Below are 15904 nucleotides of genomic sequence, written 5' to 3'. Positions count from 1 at the left end.
GGAGTGCTTTTGCGTGATCACACAAACGCCGACTTCCCCGTGACCGCGCGGGCCACGATCATCGAGTTGATCTCGTAACTGCCCTCGTACGTGTACAGGATCTCAGCGTCGCCAAAGAGCTTGGCCATCTCGTAATCCGTGGTGATCCCGTTCCCTCCCAAGAGGGATCTGCCCATCGACACGGATGATCGGGCAAGCCGGGTGGTGGTGGCCTTGCACATGGCCGCCTGCACCATTTCGAGGTTCCCGGCCTGCTGGATCCGGGCGAGCTCAACCATCATGGACAGGGAGGCGTTGGCATTGCCCAGAATGTCCGCGAGCTGCTGTTGCACCAGCTGAAAACGCGCCAGTTCCTTGCCGAACTGCTTGCGCTCCAACGCGTAAGAACGGGCGATATCAAACGCTGCCAACTGGATGCCCGCGGCCTGCCAGCCAACCCATGCCCGGGAATCTCGCAAAAGATCATTTGCACGGGAAAATTCCGTGGCTCCGGGCAGCAGGTTCTCCAAAGGAACTCGGACCTCGTCCAACACGATGTCCGCGTTCTGCATGATGCGCAGGCCGATCTTGTTGGAGATCTTGGTAGCCGAGTAGCCTGGGCGGTCCGTCTCCACGATGAAGCCCTTGATGTGCCCGTCGGCAAGATCGCGGGCCCAAACCAACGCGAAGTCCGCGATGGTCCCCGCCCCGATCCAGCGCTTGGCACCGTTGATGACCCATTCGCCGCCGTCGCGTCGCGCCGTCGTCGAGAGTCCTCCGGCGATGTCGGAACCGTGGTCCGGTTCAGTAAGTGCGAAGGCGCCGAGCTGGGTGAAAGCTTCCAGCCCGGGCAACCACTTGCGCTTTTGTTCGTCAGAACCGAGCTCGTGGATCATGCCCACAATGAGTTCGTTATGGATGCCCACCAGCGCCGAAAGTGACACGTCGGCGCGGGCGATTTCCGTGTACATGAGGCCTTTGAACAGCTTGGAGGAGCCGTCCGTCTGCAGTCCGCCGAGCCCGAACTTGGCCATGTCCGCCAGCAGCCCGAACGGGAATTCCTCCCGGTTCCAGTAGTCAATGCTGGCGGCCCGTATCCGCGTTTGCAGGAACTCCCTGATCTCGAGGTACCGCACACGCTCTTCCGTTGGGAGCAGGTCGATGACGTGCATCAAGTCCGCCTCCGGATAAGGAGGCAGGACGCGTTCTGACGCCGCACCGCTGGTAACGGTGCCGGCAGCTTTTTCGTCGAGCATTAGACCCCTTCGTCATGTCCCGCATGGGCTCTTCCAAACCCTTGGATGTCCTAGTATATTGCAAGGTGATGTGGATCACTAGGCGGGATGCTGCGGCAAAGATGCCAACGCAAACCGAGGCGAAAGGCGGACTATGACAGTCACAGAAGACTTCCGTGCGGCCCGCGACCGGCTGCTGGAACTGCGCGAGGACTACAAACAGGCCCACTCCGAATTCCAGTGGCCACGCTTCGAGGAGTTCAATTTCGCCCTCGATTGGTTCGACCAGATCGCCGCAGACGAGACCAGAGGCAGCAAGCCCGCGCTGGTCATCGTGGAACAGGACGGCAGTTCCACCCGCCGCACGTTCAAAGACCTTTCCCAGCGGTCCTCCCAGCTCGCCAACTGGCTGCGGGATCAAGGCGTCAAGCGTGGCGACCATATGATCATCATGCTCGGCAACCAGGTTGAGCTGTGGGAACTCATGCTGGCCGGCATCAAACTGGGCATTGTCATGATCCCCACCACCACCCTCATGGGGGCCCGCGACCTTCAAGACCGGGTGGAACGCGGCGGGGCCACCTGGATGGCGGTCGGAAGTGCCAACATCGGCAAGTTTGCCGACGTCGAGGGCAACTACACGCTGGTTGAGATCGGTGCGCAACGCACCAACGCGGACGCCAAACAGTACGCAGACTCGTACGACGCCGGCACGGACTTCACGCCCGACGCGCCCACTCGCGCTGACGAGACCTTGCTGCTGTACTTCACCTCCGGCACCACGTCCAGGGCCAAACTCGTAGAGCACACCCACACGTCGTATCCCGTGGGCCACCTGTCCACGATGTATTGGATCGGCCTGGAACCTGGCGACGTCCACCTCAACGTTGCCTCCCCCGGCTGGGCCAAGCATGCGTGGTCCAACGTCTTCACGCCGTGGATCGCGGAGGCCACGGTCTTCATCTACAACTACCAGCGCTTCGACGCCGCCGCCCTGATGGACCAAATGGGCCGCGAAGGCGTCACGAGTTTCTGTGCGCCGCCGACGGTATGGCGCATGCTCATTCAGGCCGACCTCACCCAACTCACATCCCCGCCCCGCAAGGTGGTCTCGGCGGGTGAACCGCTCAACGCCGAGGTGATCGGCCAAGTGGAGGAAGCCTGGGGAGTCACCATCCGCGACGGCTTCGGCCAGACCGAATCCACAGTCCAGATTGCCAACACACCCGCGCAGCCGGTGAAGATCGGCTCGATGGGACGGCCGCTTCCCGGGTACGACGTTGTCCTGGTGGATCCGCTCACCGGGCAGGAGTCCGACGACGGCGAGCTCTGCTTGCGTCTGGATCCCCGGCCCGTGGGGCTCATGAAGAGCTACTTCGGCGACGAAGCCAAGACCGCCGAAGCCTTCCGCGATGGCTACTATCACACGGGCGACATGGCAAGCCGGGATTCCGACGGCGTCATCACGTACGTCGGCCGGGATGACGACGTCTTCAAGTCCTCCGATTACCGCCTGTCGCCTTTCGAACTTGAAAGCGTCCTGATCGAACACCCCGCAGTGGCGGAGGCCGCCGTCGTTCCTTCGCCTGATGCGGTGAAGCTCTCGGTGCCCAAGGCGTTCGTTGTGTTGGCTGCGGGCTACGAACCCGGCCCCGCGGTGGCTGAGGACATTCTTAAGTATTGCCGCGAGCATCTGGCGCCGTTCAAGCGCATCCGGCGGCTCGAATTCGGCGAACTGCCAAAGACGATTTCGGGCAAGATCCGGCGCGTAGAACTTCGCGGGTCGGAAGTCGCCCGGCATGGCGCTGGTCCGTTGCCGGCTGGTTTGGGCGTCGAATACACCGAGGAAGAGTTCCCGAATCTGAAAGACTAGCCACCCGGAACACTAGGCCAATCGAGCAACAGAAGGAGGCCCATGGGCACCCCCCTCCCCCGCGACCCCATCGCCGACGCCCAGCGCAACTGGGAACGGCATGGTTGGGGCGACGTTGCAGCGCCCATGGCTGCCATCACCGCGATCATGCGCACACAGCAGATCTTGCTGGCGCGCATCGAAACAGTGCTCAAACCGTTCGGGCTAACGTTCGCGCGCTATGAGCTCCTGGCGTTGCTGAGTTTCGCCCGCAGCGGGGCGCTGCCCATGAACAAAGCCAGCGCACTGTTGCAGGTCCATCCCACCTCGGTGACCAACGCCGTCGACCGCTTGGAAAAAGCCGCCCTGGTTGCCCGCTCACCGCACCCAACAGATGGGCGAACCACCCTGATAGAGCTCACCGCAGAGGGCCGCACCCTCGCCAAGAAGGCGACAACGGCACTGAACGCGGAGGTTTTCGGCAAGTCAGGTTTCGGGGCCGACGACGTCGATCACCTCATCCGCGTCCTCGGCACCTTCCGCAGGGACGCAGGGGACTTCACGGAGGAATAGAGGGTTCACCCCAGAGAAGCTCCTATGTCCTGGAGGGGCGGTGTCCCGGCAGGGGTGGGGCCTTTGATTGGTACGTGTGCCCGGTGGGGGTGCTGATTTCCAAGGTGTGCACGTCCGCACGTACGGCTCGGGTGGTCCAGCCGGGGTTTTCCTTGGTGTGGTTGCATGCTTCGCAAAGTCCTGCACCGTTGGCGAGGTTTGTTTGTCCTCCGGAGTGCCACGGAATCACATGGTCTATATGCCGGATGGGCGCATCGCAATATGGCGTCCGGCAGCTATCGTCACGGGTTTTGATGAAGCGCCGGAGGCGGCCGCTAAAAAGCCGGGCTTTGGAGTCGGTGGCAAGGAGTTCTCCGGTAGCCGGCGCGGTATAGAGCCGGCGAAGCCAGACAGAGAACTCCCGGTCCCGGGCTGACTGTTCCTCACCAACAACAGTTCTGGCCCACTCTGCCGGGACGACTCCGTACCCCTGGAGCCTGGCCGGCTCGCTGTCACCTTGAAAGAGGGTGCGGTCGGTCATGACGAGGTCAATGGTGATCCCCGAAATCCCGCCCGGGGTGCCCGTAATGCGTTCCACCAGGGTGTCGGCCATGACCTGGCCGCGGGGCCGGACAACCCGGCCGGACCCCACATCCTCGAAAGACTCTGCATTGCCGCTGGAACGGGCTGAATCAGCCGCCTGGGTCAGCGCCTTGTAGACCGCCACGCCTTGGGCCACCGGTAGCAGTGCGGTCAAATAGCTCATCGTGTCCGGCGCCGGGCGCAGGCTCACGGTCCGCTCCGCTGCGGCACGGCTGGCACGCCCGACTACCGAGCGGGGATCACGACGGTACGCTGCAGCCTTAGCCGCGGCAATGATCGCCTTGTCGCCCTTCCCGTCAAAGGTTCCGGCATCGGGGGCGAGTTCCTCATCCACGGCACACCGGTCCTCCGCAGACAAGCACGCTGTTTCCTTGACGAGCAGCGTGGCACGCCATTCATTCAAGTACCCGGACTGCAGGGCGGCCAACGTCCGTGGCATCTCCGTCACAAGGGCCTTGGCCAAACCCAGCAACCGGCCCCCGCGGTTCGGGGATTCCCGCCGGGCCAACGCCACCTGAGCCCCCACACCCCGGCCACGCTCCGAGGCAGGGACACCTGCCTCAGCCTGTTCAGCACGCTGGGCAAGATCGAAAGCCACAGCTACCCGTGCCTGCAAAGCGGTTATGGCCGACTTCATCTCCTCCAAGACCCGCAGCTGTTCGATCAGGTCAGTACTGACGGTGTTGGCCGGAACCGTGGCGGCTTGAAGGGAATCCGTAACTACCGGAGCGCGCCCAAGCGCCATTACTGCGCCCGCTTGCTTCTCCCCAATCCGCTCCATGCCCTAACTCTTGCAGCAGGCACCGACAATATAAGGCCGATCGATTGCAGGAGAGCCGATTGGAAGCCCCGCCCTACGCGACCTCGGATGTGGCTCTGCGACGGGAAACCAACACAGGGCTGTGGGCGTGATGGAGCACAGCGTGGGCAGTGGAGCCTATGGTGCCCTTAATAAGTCCATGTCCTTTGGTCCCCAGCACCGTGATGCGTGCACCCTGCGAAGCTTTGACGATGGCTTTGGAGAAGGAGGCGTCCACCAACAACTCTCCGGTCACGGCGATGCCAGGAGCTTTGTGACGGGCTTGGCTCAGCACCGAATCAAGCAAGGCTTCAGCTTCCGGGTACGCCTCCACCGGCTCACGCAACCGGCGATAGCCAACCGGCTCGTGCAATACGTGAACGATCATGAGATCGGCACCAGTTGCCGCCGCGAAATCGCAGGCATCCTCAAGGGCCGCCGGTGATCCCGCGTCATCAACGGCAAGCAGCACCGGACCCTCAGGATGGTCGTCTGCACGAATCACTGCCACAGGGCACTCTGCAGTTGCCGCCATCTCCAAGCTCACGGAACCAACCAGCAACCCCATGAACCCACCGAGGCCCCGGCTTCCGAGCACCAGCATCTCGGCACCGACTGAAACGTGGGCCAGGTGATCGCGCGGCATCCCGTGCAGCAAGGTGGTGCGGACTTCCAGATCGGGGACAGTCTCCTTGGCGAGCGCCATTCCCTCTTCGAGTACTTTTTGGGCCGCCCGTTCCAGACCGCTATCAGCGACACCAGGAACGGGACCCCTGTTGTGGGATAGCAGGACCCACAGAGAACAGTGCACAACGTGGAGGGAACAGTCCCGGAGGATCGCGTGCTTAGCGGCCCATTGGACGGCGAGGTTTGATTCTTCGGATCCGTCATAGCCAACCACCATGGTGCGCTGGTTCGTCATGGCCCAGAGCCTACGCTGGCACCGGGCGAGGCACCAGAGCGTAACGCCCGCCGTTATGACGCAGTACGCTGCTAGGCTCCGTTGCTGACAACTCAGGAGGAAACACCGTGGGCTTTGCCGAAGAACTCAAGAACCAGTACGCCGAGGATTGGGACGCCGCCGTCAACCATCCGTTCGTGGACCAGCTGCTGGACGGGTCTCTTTCCGATGACCACCTGCGCGGCTACCTCGTACAGGATTATCAGTTCTGCGATGCCTTCACGGCTCTCCTCGGCCAGGCGGTGGCATCGGCGCCTTCGCTGCCTTCGCGTCTGGTGTTTGCCGCTGTTCTGGGGGCTTTCGCTTCTGACGAGAATACGTATTTCCAGGATTGCTTCAACGAACTCGACGTTCCGGAGGCGGACCGCGCCGCACCCGCGCTGGGACCAGCAACCCGCAACTTCGACCACCTGATGCGGAGCACCCTCGCCACCCGTTCCTACCCGAACGTCTTGGCAGTGCTGCTGGTTGCCGAGTGGCTCTACGGAGACTGGGCTGCCCGCGCCGGCGAACCCGCCCGCTGGCCGGCGCACGCTAAGCATGCCGAGTGGATCCGCCTCCACAACAACCCCGAGTACAACGCGTGGGTGACGTGGCTACGCGACGAGTTTGACGCCGTCGAGCCCGTTGACGTCGCGGAACGACAAGGCGTTGCCGCGACCTTCGCGGAGGCCGTGCGGCTGGAGCGCGCGTTCTTTGACGCCGCGCTGGTGCCCGCGGACGCTTCGGTTTAGGGCCGTTTCCGGACTGTGTAGCTCAGCTCCACCAGGCCTTGGTCGTAGCTGTTCACGTCCTCGAGCTTCAGCAGTGCAGGTGGTGGCCTGCCGGGAACACGCCCCTGCCTGAGCCTTGGCCAACCGGCATGACCACAAGCCGGACGGCGTCCACTTCTCCGGCGGCGAAGAACGTCTCGCCGAGCGACAGGCTCCCCCAGAGGACGATGTCCTTTGCGGACTCCCGCTTGATTCGGCGGATCGCCTGGATGGCGTCGCCGGATTCAACGGTCGACGGCGGGAAGTCGCCCCAGGGGGCTGCCTCCAGTTGGCGTGAGAAGACATGTCGTCGCAGGCCATTGAGTGCAGGCGCGATGATCTCGCCCTCCGACGCGGGCGTTGGCCAGAACTCAACGAAATACCTGTACGTGTTGGCGCCCAGGACCATGGCTTCAACGCTGCCGAGCCATTCGAGCTGGGCGCGGTCAAACTCAGCCGTTCCACCTTCCAACAGTTCATACGCCTTGAACTCGTTGTTGCTGTCGGCGGCGTATCCGTCGGCGGTCACAAAATCCTGGACGATCAGTTGTCCCATGAGCGAACTCCTCCCCTCCGGTTCCGGCCCGAAGGAGCCTACGCCGCGAAGAATGAGCCCACAAGCCCTTCCCGGTGTTCCTCCTCGGAGGTATCCCGGCAACTTTCGGGTGTAGCGCCTACATCCGTGCAGTGCAGCTCCGTCCAGTGCCAACTATCCGGACAGTCATCGTTATCGCAGAATTGCGCAGCCATTGATTTCCTCATCGTCGCGTTAAGTGCCTTCTAGTTACGCGGAATAGCGGGTTCGCAAGATGTGGCTGGCCGGACAGGGGTCCAGCCAGCCACACACCCGCCGGGTCTCACGCAGCAGGCTCTTCGTACCATTGCGAAGCCGGGGGGCAGCAGCAATGGAACGGATTTTGTTGGTCAGGCCGAAGTCCCCATCGAGCTGACCAACGGTGAACAATCGGGGCCGCGAGGGTCTACTTCGCGGCACCCAACCCCGCGAGCAGTGCTGCGACAGCATGAGCCAGCACCTCGTTGCGGGTTGTTCATTAGCTAAGTGGTGGCTGATCGAAAAACGTGACGCGAAAAACCTTCCGTTCCTGGCTGGTCGAAGCTGACACGCAGCGACACCCCTTACCGTTCTCCGCTTACGATCGCCTATCGCATCAGCTGGTCACTTGGCGGACCTGAACACAATCGAGTCGAAGAGGGCGCGTGCCTCTCTCATCAGCTCCGGATCGATCGATTCGTCGATATGGCCCACCGCGGCGACAGCCCGCTGGCCGTTCAGGTCGACCACCCGGTAGGTTTCGTGTTCATTCTGAGTCAAGTACCAGCGTGAGCAGCGTTGTGTATCTTCTGAGTGGATGCATAACTGACCGCCGTTGCAGGCTGTGATGTCCACGTTGCCCTCGACGGAGTGGTGAAACTCGAAGCCGGAGTAATTGCCTACCATGACCTTGGCGGGAGGGGTGCTTGCCGTTGACGACTGCGCCGCCATCGCGTCAACGAAGGCCTCGGCCGACGGACCGGAATCGGCAAGGGCGCCCCTCCAGATGCATGCGTCCTTCGCCACATAGTACGCGCGCGAAAGAGTCAGGTAGACGGCCCATTCAGCCGGGTGATTCGGGTCGTCCTTGCCCAGGCTGTGGCCGTCGAGAGCGAACCAGCCGGCTGGCACCGTGATCTCGAAAGGCTCCTTGTAGCCGGCGACGGGGACCAGGTATGTGCCGGCGTCGATGTCGCCACTCTCCGGCAGCGATGGGACCGTGCGGGTGTCGCGACTCTCCGGCAGCGGCGGGACCGTGCGGGCCTCCGTAATCGGAGAACTGACGGACGGGAAGGCGATGCTATCGGGTTCATATTCGCACCCGCCGAGGCATCCAATCAGGGCGATAGTCACCAAAGGCAAGAGATGGCGCGACCGTTGAGCGGCCTTTTCGAGGGGTGTCACAGAACTCATTGATCCACCAGGCCGCTACGGGGTGCTGTGAGGCTCCGCAGCCGGGTGGCCCCGCGGGCGGCCCCAGATGGGATGCCGTCGCCTCAAGTCTCCTCCCCGCACGGAGCCCGTGACAATGAAGTATTGAGACCGCTGCCGTAAACGACACCAGTGCTGCAATACCGAAAGCTACCTGTGCTTGAACTCCGGCTGACGCTTCTCGCTGAACGCAGCCATGCCTTCCTTCTGGTCCTCGGTGGCAAAGAGAGAGTGGAACACCCTGCGTTCAAACACCACGCCCTGCGCCAAACCCATCTCAAAGGCTGCGTTGACGACTTCCTTGGCCACCATCGCGGCGGGCTTCGACTTGGAGGCGATGACTTCGGCAGCCTTAAGAGCCTCGTCGATCACCTCTGCGGCGGGAACAACACGGGACACCAAGCCGGAGCGTTCAGCCTCTTCGGCATCCATGAACCGCCCCGTCAGGACCATGTCCATGGCTTTCGCCTTGCCCACCGCCCGGGTGAGCCGCTGGGACCCACCCATTCCCGGGATCACGCCCAGGTTGATCTCGGGCTGGCCGAACTTGGCGTTGTCCCCGGCGATGATGAAGTCGGCCATCATGGCCAGTTCGCAGCCTCCGCCCAGGGCAAAGCCGGACACTGCAGCAACAACAGGGATGCGGAGCCGGGTGAGGTCCTCCCAACGCCGGAACCAGTCCGCTGCATACATCTCCATGTAGCTGTTGGAAGACATCTCCTTGATGTCAGCTCCGGCAGCAAACGCTTTAGCCGATCCCGTGATCACCACGGCCCCAACGTCCGGATCAGTGTCCATGGCCGTAACAGCGTCCACGAGCTCATTCATGAGAGCAGTATTGAGCGCGTTCAGAGCCTCGGGCCGGTTCAGTGTCACCAAACCAACCCGTCCCCGATGTTCAACCACGATGTTCTGATACTGCTCCGTCATGCTCTCCCTCTCCGCAATGCTGGTCATAAGTTCAGTTCCAAACTCTCACACGGATTTATCCCGGATCTCCGTGATGATCCCCGAGAAGTCCCTCCCGGCGCCTTCACCGGCGGCAAAGGCGTCGTAAATACGTGAGGCCAAGGGACCCATTTCTGCAGCAACGCCTGTGCTTTCCAAGGCATTCACGGCCAGGCGCAGGTCTTTGGCCATCAGCGCGCCTGCGAAGCCGGGCTGGTAGTCGCGGTTAGCGGGGCTGGTGGGAACCGGCCCCGGAACAGGACAGTTGGTGGTCAGCGCCCAGCACTGGCCCGATGCGTTGGATGCAACATCGAACAATGCCTGGTGCGTGAGCCCAAGCTTCTCGCCGAGCACGAAAGCTTCGGCAACGGCGATCATGGACACACCCAGGATCATGTTGTTGCAAACCTTGGCGGCTTGCCCTGCGCCGTGATCACCGCAGTGGACAATTCTCTTGCCCATGAGCTCCAGGATCGGCTTCACGGTTTCGAAGTCGTCGGGCAACGCTCCCACCATGAACGTCAAGGTGCCGGCTTCGGCCCCCACCACGCCGCCGGAAACAGGGGCATCCACCGAACGGTGACCGGCTTTCAGCGCGATCACCGCGGCCTCACGGGCTTCGTCCACGTTGATGGTGGAACAGTCCAGGAACAGGGTGTTCGGCTTGGCGACAGACAGTAGCCCCGGCCCATCCACACCGCGATAAGCGTCCAGCACATGCTTGCCGCTGGGCAGCATGGTCAACACCACAGCCGCCTCCGCTGCCGCCTCATGCGCCGTGGAAGCCATGGGAATCCCATGGGCGAGGGCTGCCTCGACGGCCGCCGGAACGGGGTCATAGCCAACAACATCGTGCCCGGCTTTGATCAGGTTGGCAGCCATGGGACCACCCATATGGCCCAGGCCAAGGAAAGCGATGAGTCCCGTTGCCGGGGCTTGGATATCTGACATAGCTGCGTTCTCTGTCATGTCGTCTCCTTCAACTGGCTGCTTAGTCTGGTCAGTCCCAACTCCCGTTCGCCGAGCGGCGCGAAGTAGCCCTCGACGTCGGACGCCTGGACTTCAGCGAGCGTCGCCGGCTTCCACTGCGGGTTACGGTCCTTGTCCACCACCTGTGCGCGGATGCCCTCCCGGAAATCAGGCCCGGCCAGGCATCGCAAGCCCACTCGGTATTCCTGGTCCAGTGCTTCTTCGAGGGACATCCCATGGACCCGCCGCAAGGACTCAAGCGCCACCTTCACGGACGTTGGGGATTTCGCCTCGATCGTGTCCGCCGCGGCGGCTGCTTCGTCGCCCAAAGTCCGAAGGCTCCGCACAATTTCCTCAGCATCGTCATGCGCGTACGCGGCGTCGATCCACTCCCGCTGTGCCGCGAGAGCCGAGTCCGGCGCGGCTTGGGCAAAGCGCTCGACGGCGGCCGTCGCCGTCGAGCTTTCCAGCGCTTCCGCCAACGCGGGGAGGCTTTGGGACGGCACGAAGTGATCCGCGAGCCCCAGGAACAGTGCGTCCGCACCGGATAAGTGCGCTCCGGTCAACCCTGCATGCGTTCCGGTCTCCCCCGGTGAGCGTGAAAGTAAAAGGGTGCCTCCGACGTCGGGGACGAAACCGATGGTGGTTTCCGGCATGCCGGTGCGCGTCCTCTCGGTGACCACGCGAACGGAACCGTGCGCCGAAATACCCACGCCGCCACCCAAAACCAGCCCGTCCATGAACGCGACGTATGGCTTGGGATAGTGCGAGATGAGCGCGTTGAGCCGGTATTCGTCAGCCCAGAACTCGGCCGTCTCCGTGCCGCCGTGCAGCATGTCCTTGTAAATGGCCACGATGTCGCCACCGGCGCACAGCCCACGGTCGCCCGCGCCGCGCACCAAAACGGTGGCAACGGCGTCGTCGGCCGCCCAATCCGTCAACTGGCTGAGCATGGTTTTCACCATTCCAGCGTTCAGTGCGTTGACTGCCTTGGGGCGATTGAGCGTCACGATGCCCAGATTGCCGCGGCGCTCAAACAGAACTTCTTCCTCTGACCCCACAGACTCCATCAGCTGCCTGCCGGCATGATGAAGCTGGCGCCCTGGCGAATGCCGGAGGGCCACCGCGACGTCACGGTTTTGGTCTTGGTGTAGAAGCGGAAAGCATCGGCGCCGTGCTGGTTGAGGTCGCCGAAGCCGGACGCCTTCCAGCCGCCAAAGGTGTAGTACGCGATCGGGACTGGGATGGGTACGTTGATGCCCACCATGCCTACCTCCACGCGGCTGGCAAAGTCGCGGGCGGAGTCGCCGTCGCGGGTGAAGATGGCGACGCCGTTGCCGAACTCGTGCTCACTGCAGAGCCTGAGCGCTTCGTCGTAGTCAGCCGCACGCAGCACGCTGAGGACGGGACCGAAGATCTCCTCCTTGTAGATCTTCATGTCCTTGGTGACGTTGTCGAAGAGCGTGGGGCCCACCCAGAACCCGCCGTCGTAACCGTCCACGGTGAGGCCGCGTCCGTCCGTGACCAGTGTTGCCCCTTCGTCGACGCCCGATTGGATGTAGCCTTCGATTCGCTCCTTGGCGGAAGCAGCCACCACGGGGCCGAAGTCCGAGTCCTTGTCCAGGCTGTGGCCCACCTTGAGGTGCTTGACGCGCTCGGTCAGCTTGTCCACCAAAGCATCGGCGGTTTCCTGTCCAACGGGCACGGCAACGGAGATCGCCATGCACCGTTCGCCTGCGGAACCGTATCCGGCACCAATCAGGGCGTCGGCAGCCATGTCCAGATCGGCGTCGGGCATGACCACCATATGGTTCTTCGCCCCGCCGAAGCACTGCGCGCGCTTACCGTGCGCGGCGGCGGTGGCGTAAATGTACTGGGCGATGGGCGTGGAGCCCACAAATCCAATGGCCTTGACCCGCGGATCTTCGAGCAGCGCATCCACTGCTTCCTTGTCCCCGTTGATCACGTTGAAGACGCCGTTCGGCACGCCGGCTTCGCTGTAGAGCTCGGCCAGGCGGAGCGGCACGGAGGGGTCCCGCTCCGAGGGCTTAAGGATGAACGCGTTGCCGGCTGCGAGCGCCGGGCCGGACTTCCACAGCGGAATCATGGCGGGGAAGTTGAAGGGAGTGATGCCTGCGACGACGCCGAGCGGCTGGCGGAGCGAATGGACATCGATTCCTTGGCCGGCGTTGTCCGAGAATTCGCCCTTGAGCAGGTGTGGTGCCCCGGCGGAGAACTCTACTACCTCGATGCCGCGCTGGATGTCGCCTTTGGCGTCCGCGAAGGTTTTGCCGTGTTCGGAGGACAGGAGCTTGGCGAGTTCGTCCATGTTCTGGTTGACCAGGTCCACGAACTTGAGCAGGATGCGTCCCCGGCGCTGCGGGTTCATGGCCGCCCATTCGAGCTGGCCCTTTTCGGCATTTGCGACGGCGTCGCGAACCTCGTCCGCGCTGGCCAGCGGAAGCCGCGCCTGGACTTCGCCCGTGCAAGGATCGTAGACATCACTGAACCGGCCGGACGTGCCGTCAATTCTCTGGCCGTCTACGTAGTGGGAAAGCTCGCGCACCATGGTGAAATGCTCCTTTGCATCGTGAATGACTGCCGTGCCGCCGGGTGCTGGGACCACTGCGGAACACGTGACCAACTGTGATCCAGGTCATCTCTGAATCCGAATATACTCGGACTTCCTACTAATTTCCAGAGGGGTGTTTTTCAGCCCCAGCGCCTTCACCCACCACGTCCGTGCGGGCAGGCCAGTGGCCGGTGACCTTGTGGAAATCGATGGCCGTCATGAGGGGCGTCACGTCGTAGGTCCGGATGTTCAGGCTGAGTTTCACCCCGTGAATGGATTTGACCGTCAGGATTGGCTGCCCTTTCATCACCTGCACACGGTAGTTGGCAATGTCGCTGTAGGGAACTACGTGTTCCTTGCCAAGCACTGTGCGGAAAGCAACCTCGTGGGCGCGCGGAGCCACGTACCAGTTGCGGTACATCAGCACGAAGGCCAGGCCGCCCAGGAAAATCGCGACGGCGGTGATTCGGGCGCCCAAAGGGGAACGGTCATAGGTGAACGAGACCAGGCTCATGAGAAGACCCACACTCAGGAAAAGCCAGCCAACAATCGGAACAACCTTGGGCATGCGGACCTGTTCCGGATACTCCTTGGACCTGTTGGGGTGCTTCCGGGCCCACCATGTAACTACTGCAAGAAACACTGCGACGACCGCGGCGATGACAATCTTCAGGATGAGCTCGGTTGACATGCCTTCAGCCTATAGTCGGCCCCGGTGGAACCTCGGGGAGCCCTAGTGGACCTCCCTCATCTCCTTGTACGCTTCCAGCGCTTCCGCCCGGGTGGTTTTAAGGTCCACGATTTCCTCCGCGTATTCGGGCGTTCCGAACTCCGGAATCCAGTGGGCTATGTACTTCCCCTGGGGATCGAACTTAACCCGTTGAGCCTCCGGGTTGAAGATCCTGAAGAACGGTGAAGCATCCGCCCCTGAGCCGGCTACCCACTGCCAGTTGGCGGGGTTCGACGCAGGATCGGCGTCCACCAGGGTGTCCCAAAACCACTGCTCCCCGAGCTGCCAATGAATGCCCAGGTTCTTCACCAGGAAGCTGGCGGCCACCATGCGGACGCGGTTGTGCATCCAGCCTGTATGCCACAGCTGCCGCTGCCCCGCGTCCACCATGGGGAAACCTGTGCGGCCCTGCTGCCAGGCACGGAACTCCTCCGGCGCTGACTCGTGGCCAGGATGCCTGCCACCGCCGCCGTTGCCGTTATTACCCGGCCACGCCCACGGGAAGCGGTCAAATTCCGGGCGAAGGTTGGCCGTTGCGAGCTGTGGATTGTGGAAGTACTGGTGCCAGCAAAATTCACGCCAGCCCAGCTCCGAGGCATAAATCGAAGCGCTCTCGGAGCGTTTGGATCCCAGTGCATGCCACACCTCGAACGGGCTGAGCTCACCCCAGCGAAGGTAAGGCGAGAGGCAACTGCTTCCATCTGTATCCGGACGATTGCGGCCCTCACTGTAGTTGGACAGGCCGTCCGCCACGAACCGGGCCAGCCGTTTGTGCCCTGCGGCAGCTCCCGGCGTCCACATCTCAGCCAGTCCCCCGGACCAGTCCGGTTTAGTGGGCAGCAGCTGCCACGATTCCAGCTGGTCACACACGGGCAGCTTTCCGGTGAATCCATGGCCTGCTTCCGGTACGGCCAGCGGCTCGCGGAAATCCTGCGCAGACACGGTCCGCCAGAAGGGGGTGAAAACCTTGTACTGTCCGCCCGTTTTGGTGGTAACCTCCCACGGCTCATGGAGGAGGGAAGCCTGAAAACTCGAGACATGCAGTCCTGCCTCACCCGCCCAAGCCTTGATGTCGGCGTCCACCGTTCGCTCAGCGGAACCGTACCGCCGGTTCCAGTACAAGCCGCCGGCACCGATCGCCGTCGTGGTCTCCCGGAGCACGTCAGTGGCCGGCCCCCGGCGGAGCAGCAAGGGAACACCAAGCTTGTCCAGGTCCCCACGGAGGGCGGTCAGCGAGTGGTGGAGCCACCAGCGCGCGGCCCCGCCATGGGGGCGGATGCCCGGCGACTCTTCGTCAAGGACGTAGAGGGCAACGGCCGCACCGTCGTCGACGGCGGCACGTAAGGCCGGGTTATCGGCGACCCTCAGGTCGTCGCGAAACCAAACGATGGACGGTTTCATTAATTCCTTTCAGCGGGAACCTCCGGAAACGGGAACAGCCCATGCCCCCTAAGAATCCTAGGGGCACGGGCTGAACGCTTGCTGGTGAGATCAGGCGATAGACGCCACAGCTTGTTGGCGGATCTCGGAAACCGGGATGTCGGTGGCGGTCTCACTCCACACGGGAACGCTGTTGACCACGTAGTCCCTTGCTGCGGGACCTACCATGCTCATGCCGGGATAGATTCGCCGGCCATTTTCCTTGATGGGCTTGACGCCCTCAAGCTCGAGGGCGGTTTTGAAAGCTGAGTCGGGAATGGGAATTTTGCGTCCGAGGACGCACCAGCTGATGTACAGGCCGTAGAAAGTGTCAAAGTCCAAGCCGTTCTCAGTGTCGTCCTCAAACACCACGCAGTCGCGAATAAAGCTGCCTATTTGGGTGTCGGTCATTACGGGCCTCCGGCGTCGGAAGGAAAAGCGGGCCGCCGGGCTGCATCAGCGAATGTCCTGTTCCCTCACTATAGACCTGTTCTGCTTTCCCGTGCGAGGAAATGAGGTTAACACTGGGTTGCGGGAACTTCTTGCCCT

15 protein-coding genes are annotated in these 15904 nt (G+C 62.7%); 3 read left to right on the top strand and 12 right to left on the bottom strand.

What is annotated here, in order from left to right; all coding sequences use genetic code 11:
• Positions 1-17 precede the first annotated feature (17 nt).
• Complete coding sequence (locus ARUE_RS02415; protein ID WP_014920603.1) at positions 18-1235, bottom strand: acyl-CoA dehydrogenase family protein; 1218 nt, start codon at positions 1233-1235, stop codon at positions 18-20.
• Positions 1236-1368: 133 nt separating this feature from the next.
• Here ARUE_RS02415 and ARUE_RS02410 point away from each other — a divergent pair, with 133 nt between their 5' ends.
• Both ARUE_RS02410 and ARUE_RS02405 read left to right on the top strand, forming a co-directional pair.
• A complete protein-coding gene (locus tag ARUE_RS02410) occupies positions 1369-3087 on the top strand; it encodes an AMP-binding protein (protein WP_014920602.1) in 1719 nt (572 codons plus the stop codon).
• 42 nt (positions 3088-3129) lie between these two features.
• Complete coding sequence (locus ARUE_RS02405; protein WP_011773264.1) at positions 3130-3639, top strand: MarR family winged helix-turn-helix transcriptional regulator; 510 nt, start codon at positions 3130-3132, stop codon at positions 3637-3639.
• A gap of 22 nt (positions 3640-3661) precedes the next feature.
• Here the strand turns inward: ARUE_RS02405 and ARUE_RS02400 are convergent, their stop codons facing one another.
• Both ARUE_RS02400 and ARUE_RS02395 read right to left on the bottom strand, forming a co-directional pair.
• On the bottom strand, positions 3662-5002 hold the full coding sequence (locus ARUE_RS02400) for an HNH endonuclease (protein WP_043469704.1): 1341 nt from the start codon (positions 5000-5002) through the stop codon (positions 3662-3664).
• A 73-nt stretch (positions 5003-5075) separates the two neighbouring features.
• Complete coding sequence (locus tag ARUE_RS02395) at positions 5076-5942, bottom strand: universal stress protein (RefSeq protein ID WP_014920600.1); 867 nt, start codon at positions 5940-5942, stop codon at positions 5076-5078.
• A gap of 107 nt (positions 5943-6049) precedes the next feature.
• Between ARUE_RS02395 and ARUE_RS02390 the strand changes: the two genes are divergently transcribed.
• Positions 6050-6715 carry a TenA family protein gene (locus ARUE_RS02390; protein WP_014920599.1) on the top strand — a complete coding sequence of 222 codons (666 nt, stop codon included), beginning with the start codon at positions 6050-6052 and terminating at the stop codon, positions 6713-6715.
• Positions 6716-6782: 67 nt separating this feature from the next.
• Here the strand turns inward: ARUE_RS02390 and ARUE_RS02385 are convergent, their stop codons facing one another.
• From ARUE_RS02385 to ARUE_RS02345, 9 genes are all read right to left on the bottom strand, one after another.
• Positions 6783-7289: a dihydrofolate reductase family protein gene (locus tag ARUE_RS02385; RefSeq protein ID WP_014920598.1), complete on the bottom strand. Its 507-nt coding sequence runs from the start codon at positions 7287-7289 to the stop codon at positions 6783-6785.
• A 621-nt stretch (positions 7290-7910) separates the two neighbouring features.
• Positions 7911-8699 carry a hypothetical protein gene (locus tag ARUE_RS02380; RefSeq protein ID WP_011773259.1) on the bottom strand — a complete coding sequence of 263 codons (789 nt, stop codon included), beginning with the start codon at positions 8697-8699 and terminating at the stop codon, positions 7911-7913.
• Between the two features lie 168 nt (positions 8700-8867).
• The gene (locus ARUE_RS02375; RefSeq protein ID WP_011773258.1) at positions 8868-9647 is read right to left on the bottom strand and encodes an enoyl-CoA hydratase; all 780 of its coding nucleotides are present in this window, start codon (positions 9645-9647) and stop codon (positions 8868-8870) included.
• A gap of 45 nt (positions 9648-9692) precedes the next feature.
• Positions 9693-10634, bottom strand: a complete 942-nt coding sequence (gene mmsB / locus ARUE_RS02370) for a 3-hydroxyisobutyrate dehydrogenase (RefSeq protein ID WP_014920596.1) — start codon at positions 10632-10634, stop codon at positions 9693-9695.
• Entirely contained in the window at positions 10631-11704 is a 1074-nt protein-coding gene (locus tag ARUE_RS02365) for an enoyl-CoA hydratase/isomerase family protein (protein WP_014920595.1), read from the bottom strand. Before ARUE_RS02365 ends, mmsB begins: the two co-directional genes overlap by 4 nt.
• Positions 11704-13203 (bottom strand): CoA-acylating methylmalonate-semialdehyde dehydrogenase, encoded by a 1500-nt coding sequence (locus tag ARUE_RS02360; protein WP_014920594.1) that lies wholly within the window; start codon positions 13201-13203, stop codon positions 11704-11706. The genes ARUE_RS02365 and ARUE_RS02360 overlap by 1 nt, the downstream gene beginning before the upstream one ends.
• Before the next feature lie 121 nt (positions 13204-13324).
• Entirely contained in the window at positions 13325-13897 is a 573-nt protein-coding gene (locus ARUE_RS02355; protein WP_286140206.1) for a hypothetical protein, read from the bottom strand.
• 42 nt (positions 13898-13939) lie between these two features.
• Positions 13940-15337: a cryptochrome/photolyase family protein gene (locus tag ARUE_RS02350; RefSeq protein WP_014920592.1), complete on the bottom strand. Its 1398-nt coding sequence runs from the start codon at positions 15335-15337 to the stop codon at positions 13940-13942.
• Positions 15338-15427: 90 nt separating this feature from the next.
• The gene (locus ARUE_RS02345; RefSeq protein ID WP_011773252.1) at positions 15428-15766 is read right to left on the bottom strand and encodes a hypothetical protein; all 339 of its coding nucleotides are present in this window, start codon (positions 15764-15766) and stop codon (positions 15428-15430) included.
• Positions 15767-15904: the final 138 nt, after the last annotated feature.

Source organism: Arthrobacter sp. Rue61a (genome assembly GCF_000294695.2).
Classification (GTDB): domain Bacteria; phylum Actinomycetota; class Actinomycetes; order Actinomycetales; family Micrococcaceae; genus Arthrobacter; species Arthrobacter aurescens_A.
This window is presented reverse-complemented; position numbering and strand designations above follow the sequence as displayed.

What these genes read in the sequence shown, in the direction of transcription:
- ARUE_RS02415 (WP_014920603.1), bottom strand. Translation starts at nt 1,235, where the DNA reads ATGCTCGACGAAAAAGCTGCCGGCACCGTTACCAGCGGTGCGGCGTCA.
- ARUE_RS02410 (WP_014920602.1), top strand. Translation starts at nt 1,369, where the DNA reads ATGACAGTCACAGAAGACTTCCGTGCGGCCCGCGACCGGCTGCTGGAA.
- ARUE_RS02405 (WP_011773264.1), top strand. Translation starts at nt 3,130, where the DNA reads ATGGGCACCCCCCTCCCCCGCGACCCCATCGCCGACGCCCAGCGCAAC.
- ARUE_RS02400 (WP_043469704.1), bottom strand. Translation starts at nt 5,002, where the DNA reads ATGGAGCGGATTGGGGAGAAGCAAGCGGGCGCAGTAATGGCGCTTGGG.
- ARUE_RS02395 (WP_014920600.1), bottom strand. Translation starts at nt 5,942, where the DNA reads ATGACGAACCAGCGCACCATGGTGGTTGGCTATGACGGATCCGAAGAA.
- ARUE_RS02385 (WP_014920598.1), bottom strand. Translation starts at nt 7,289, where the DNA reads ATGGGACAACTGATCGTCCAGGATTTTGTGACCGCCGACGGATACGCC.
- ARUE_RS02380 (WP_011773259.1), bottom strand. Translation starts at nt 8,699, where the DNA reads ATGAGTTCTGTGACACCCCTCGAAAAGGCCGCTCAACGGTCGCGCCAT.
- ARUE_RS02375 (WP_011773258.1), bottom strand. Translation starts at nt 9,647, where the DNA reads ATGACGGAGCAGTATCAGAACATCGTGGTTGAACATCGGGGACGGGTT.
- mmsB (WP_014920596.1), bottom strand. Translation starts at nt 10,634, where the DNA reads ATGACAGAGAACGCAGCTATGTCAGATATCCAAGCCCCGGCAACGGGA.
- ARUE_RS02365 (WP_014920595.1), bottom strand. Translation starts at nt 11,704, where the DNA reads ATGGAGTCTGTGGGGTCAGAGGAAGAAGTTCTGTTTGAGCGCCGCGGC.
- ARUE_RS02360 (WP_014920594.1), bottom strand. Translation starts at nt 13,203, where the DNA reads ATGGTGCGCGAGCTTTCCCACTACGTAGACGGCCAGAGAATTGACGGC.
- ARUE_RS02355 (WP_286140206.1), bottom strand. Translation starts at nt 13,897, where the DNA reads ATGTCAACCGAGCTCATCCTGAAGATTGTCATCGCCGCGGTCGTCGCA.
- ARUE_RS02350 (WP_014920592.1), bottom strand. Translation starts at nt 15,337, where the DNA reads ATGAAACCGTCCATCGTTTGGTTTCGCGACGACCTGAGGGTCGCCGAT.
- ARUE_RS02345 (WP_011773252.1), bottom strand. Translation starts at nt 15,766, where the DNA reads ATGACCGACACCCAAATAGGCAGCTTTATTCGCGACTGCGTGGTGTTT.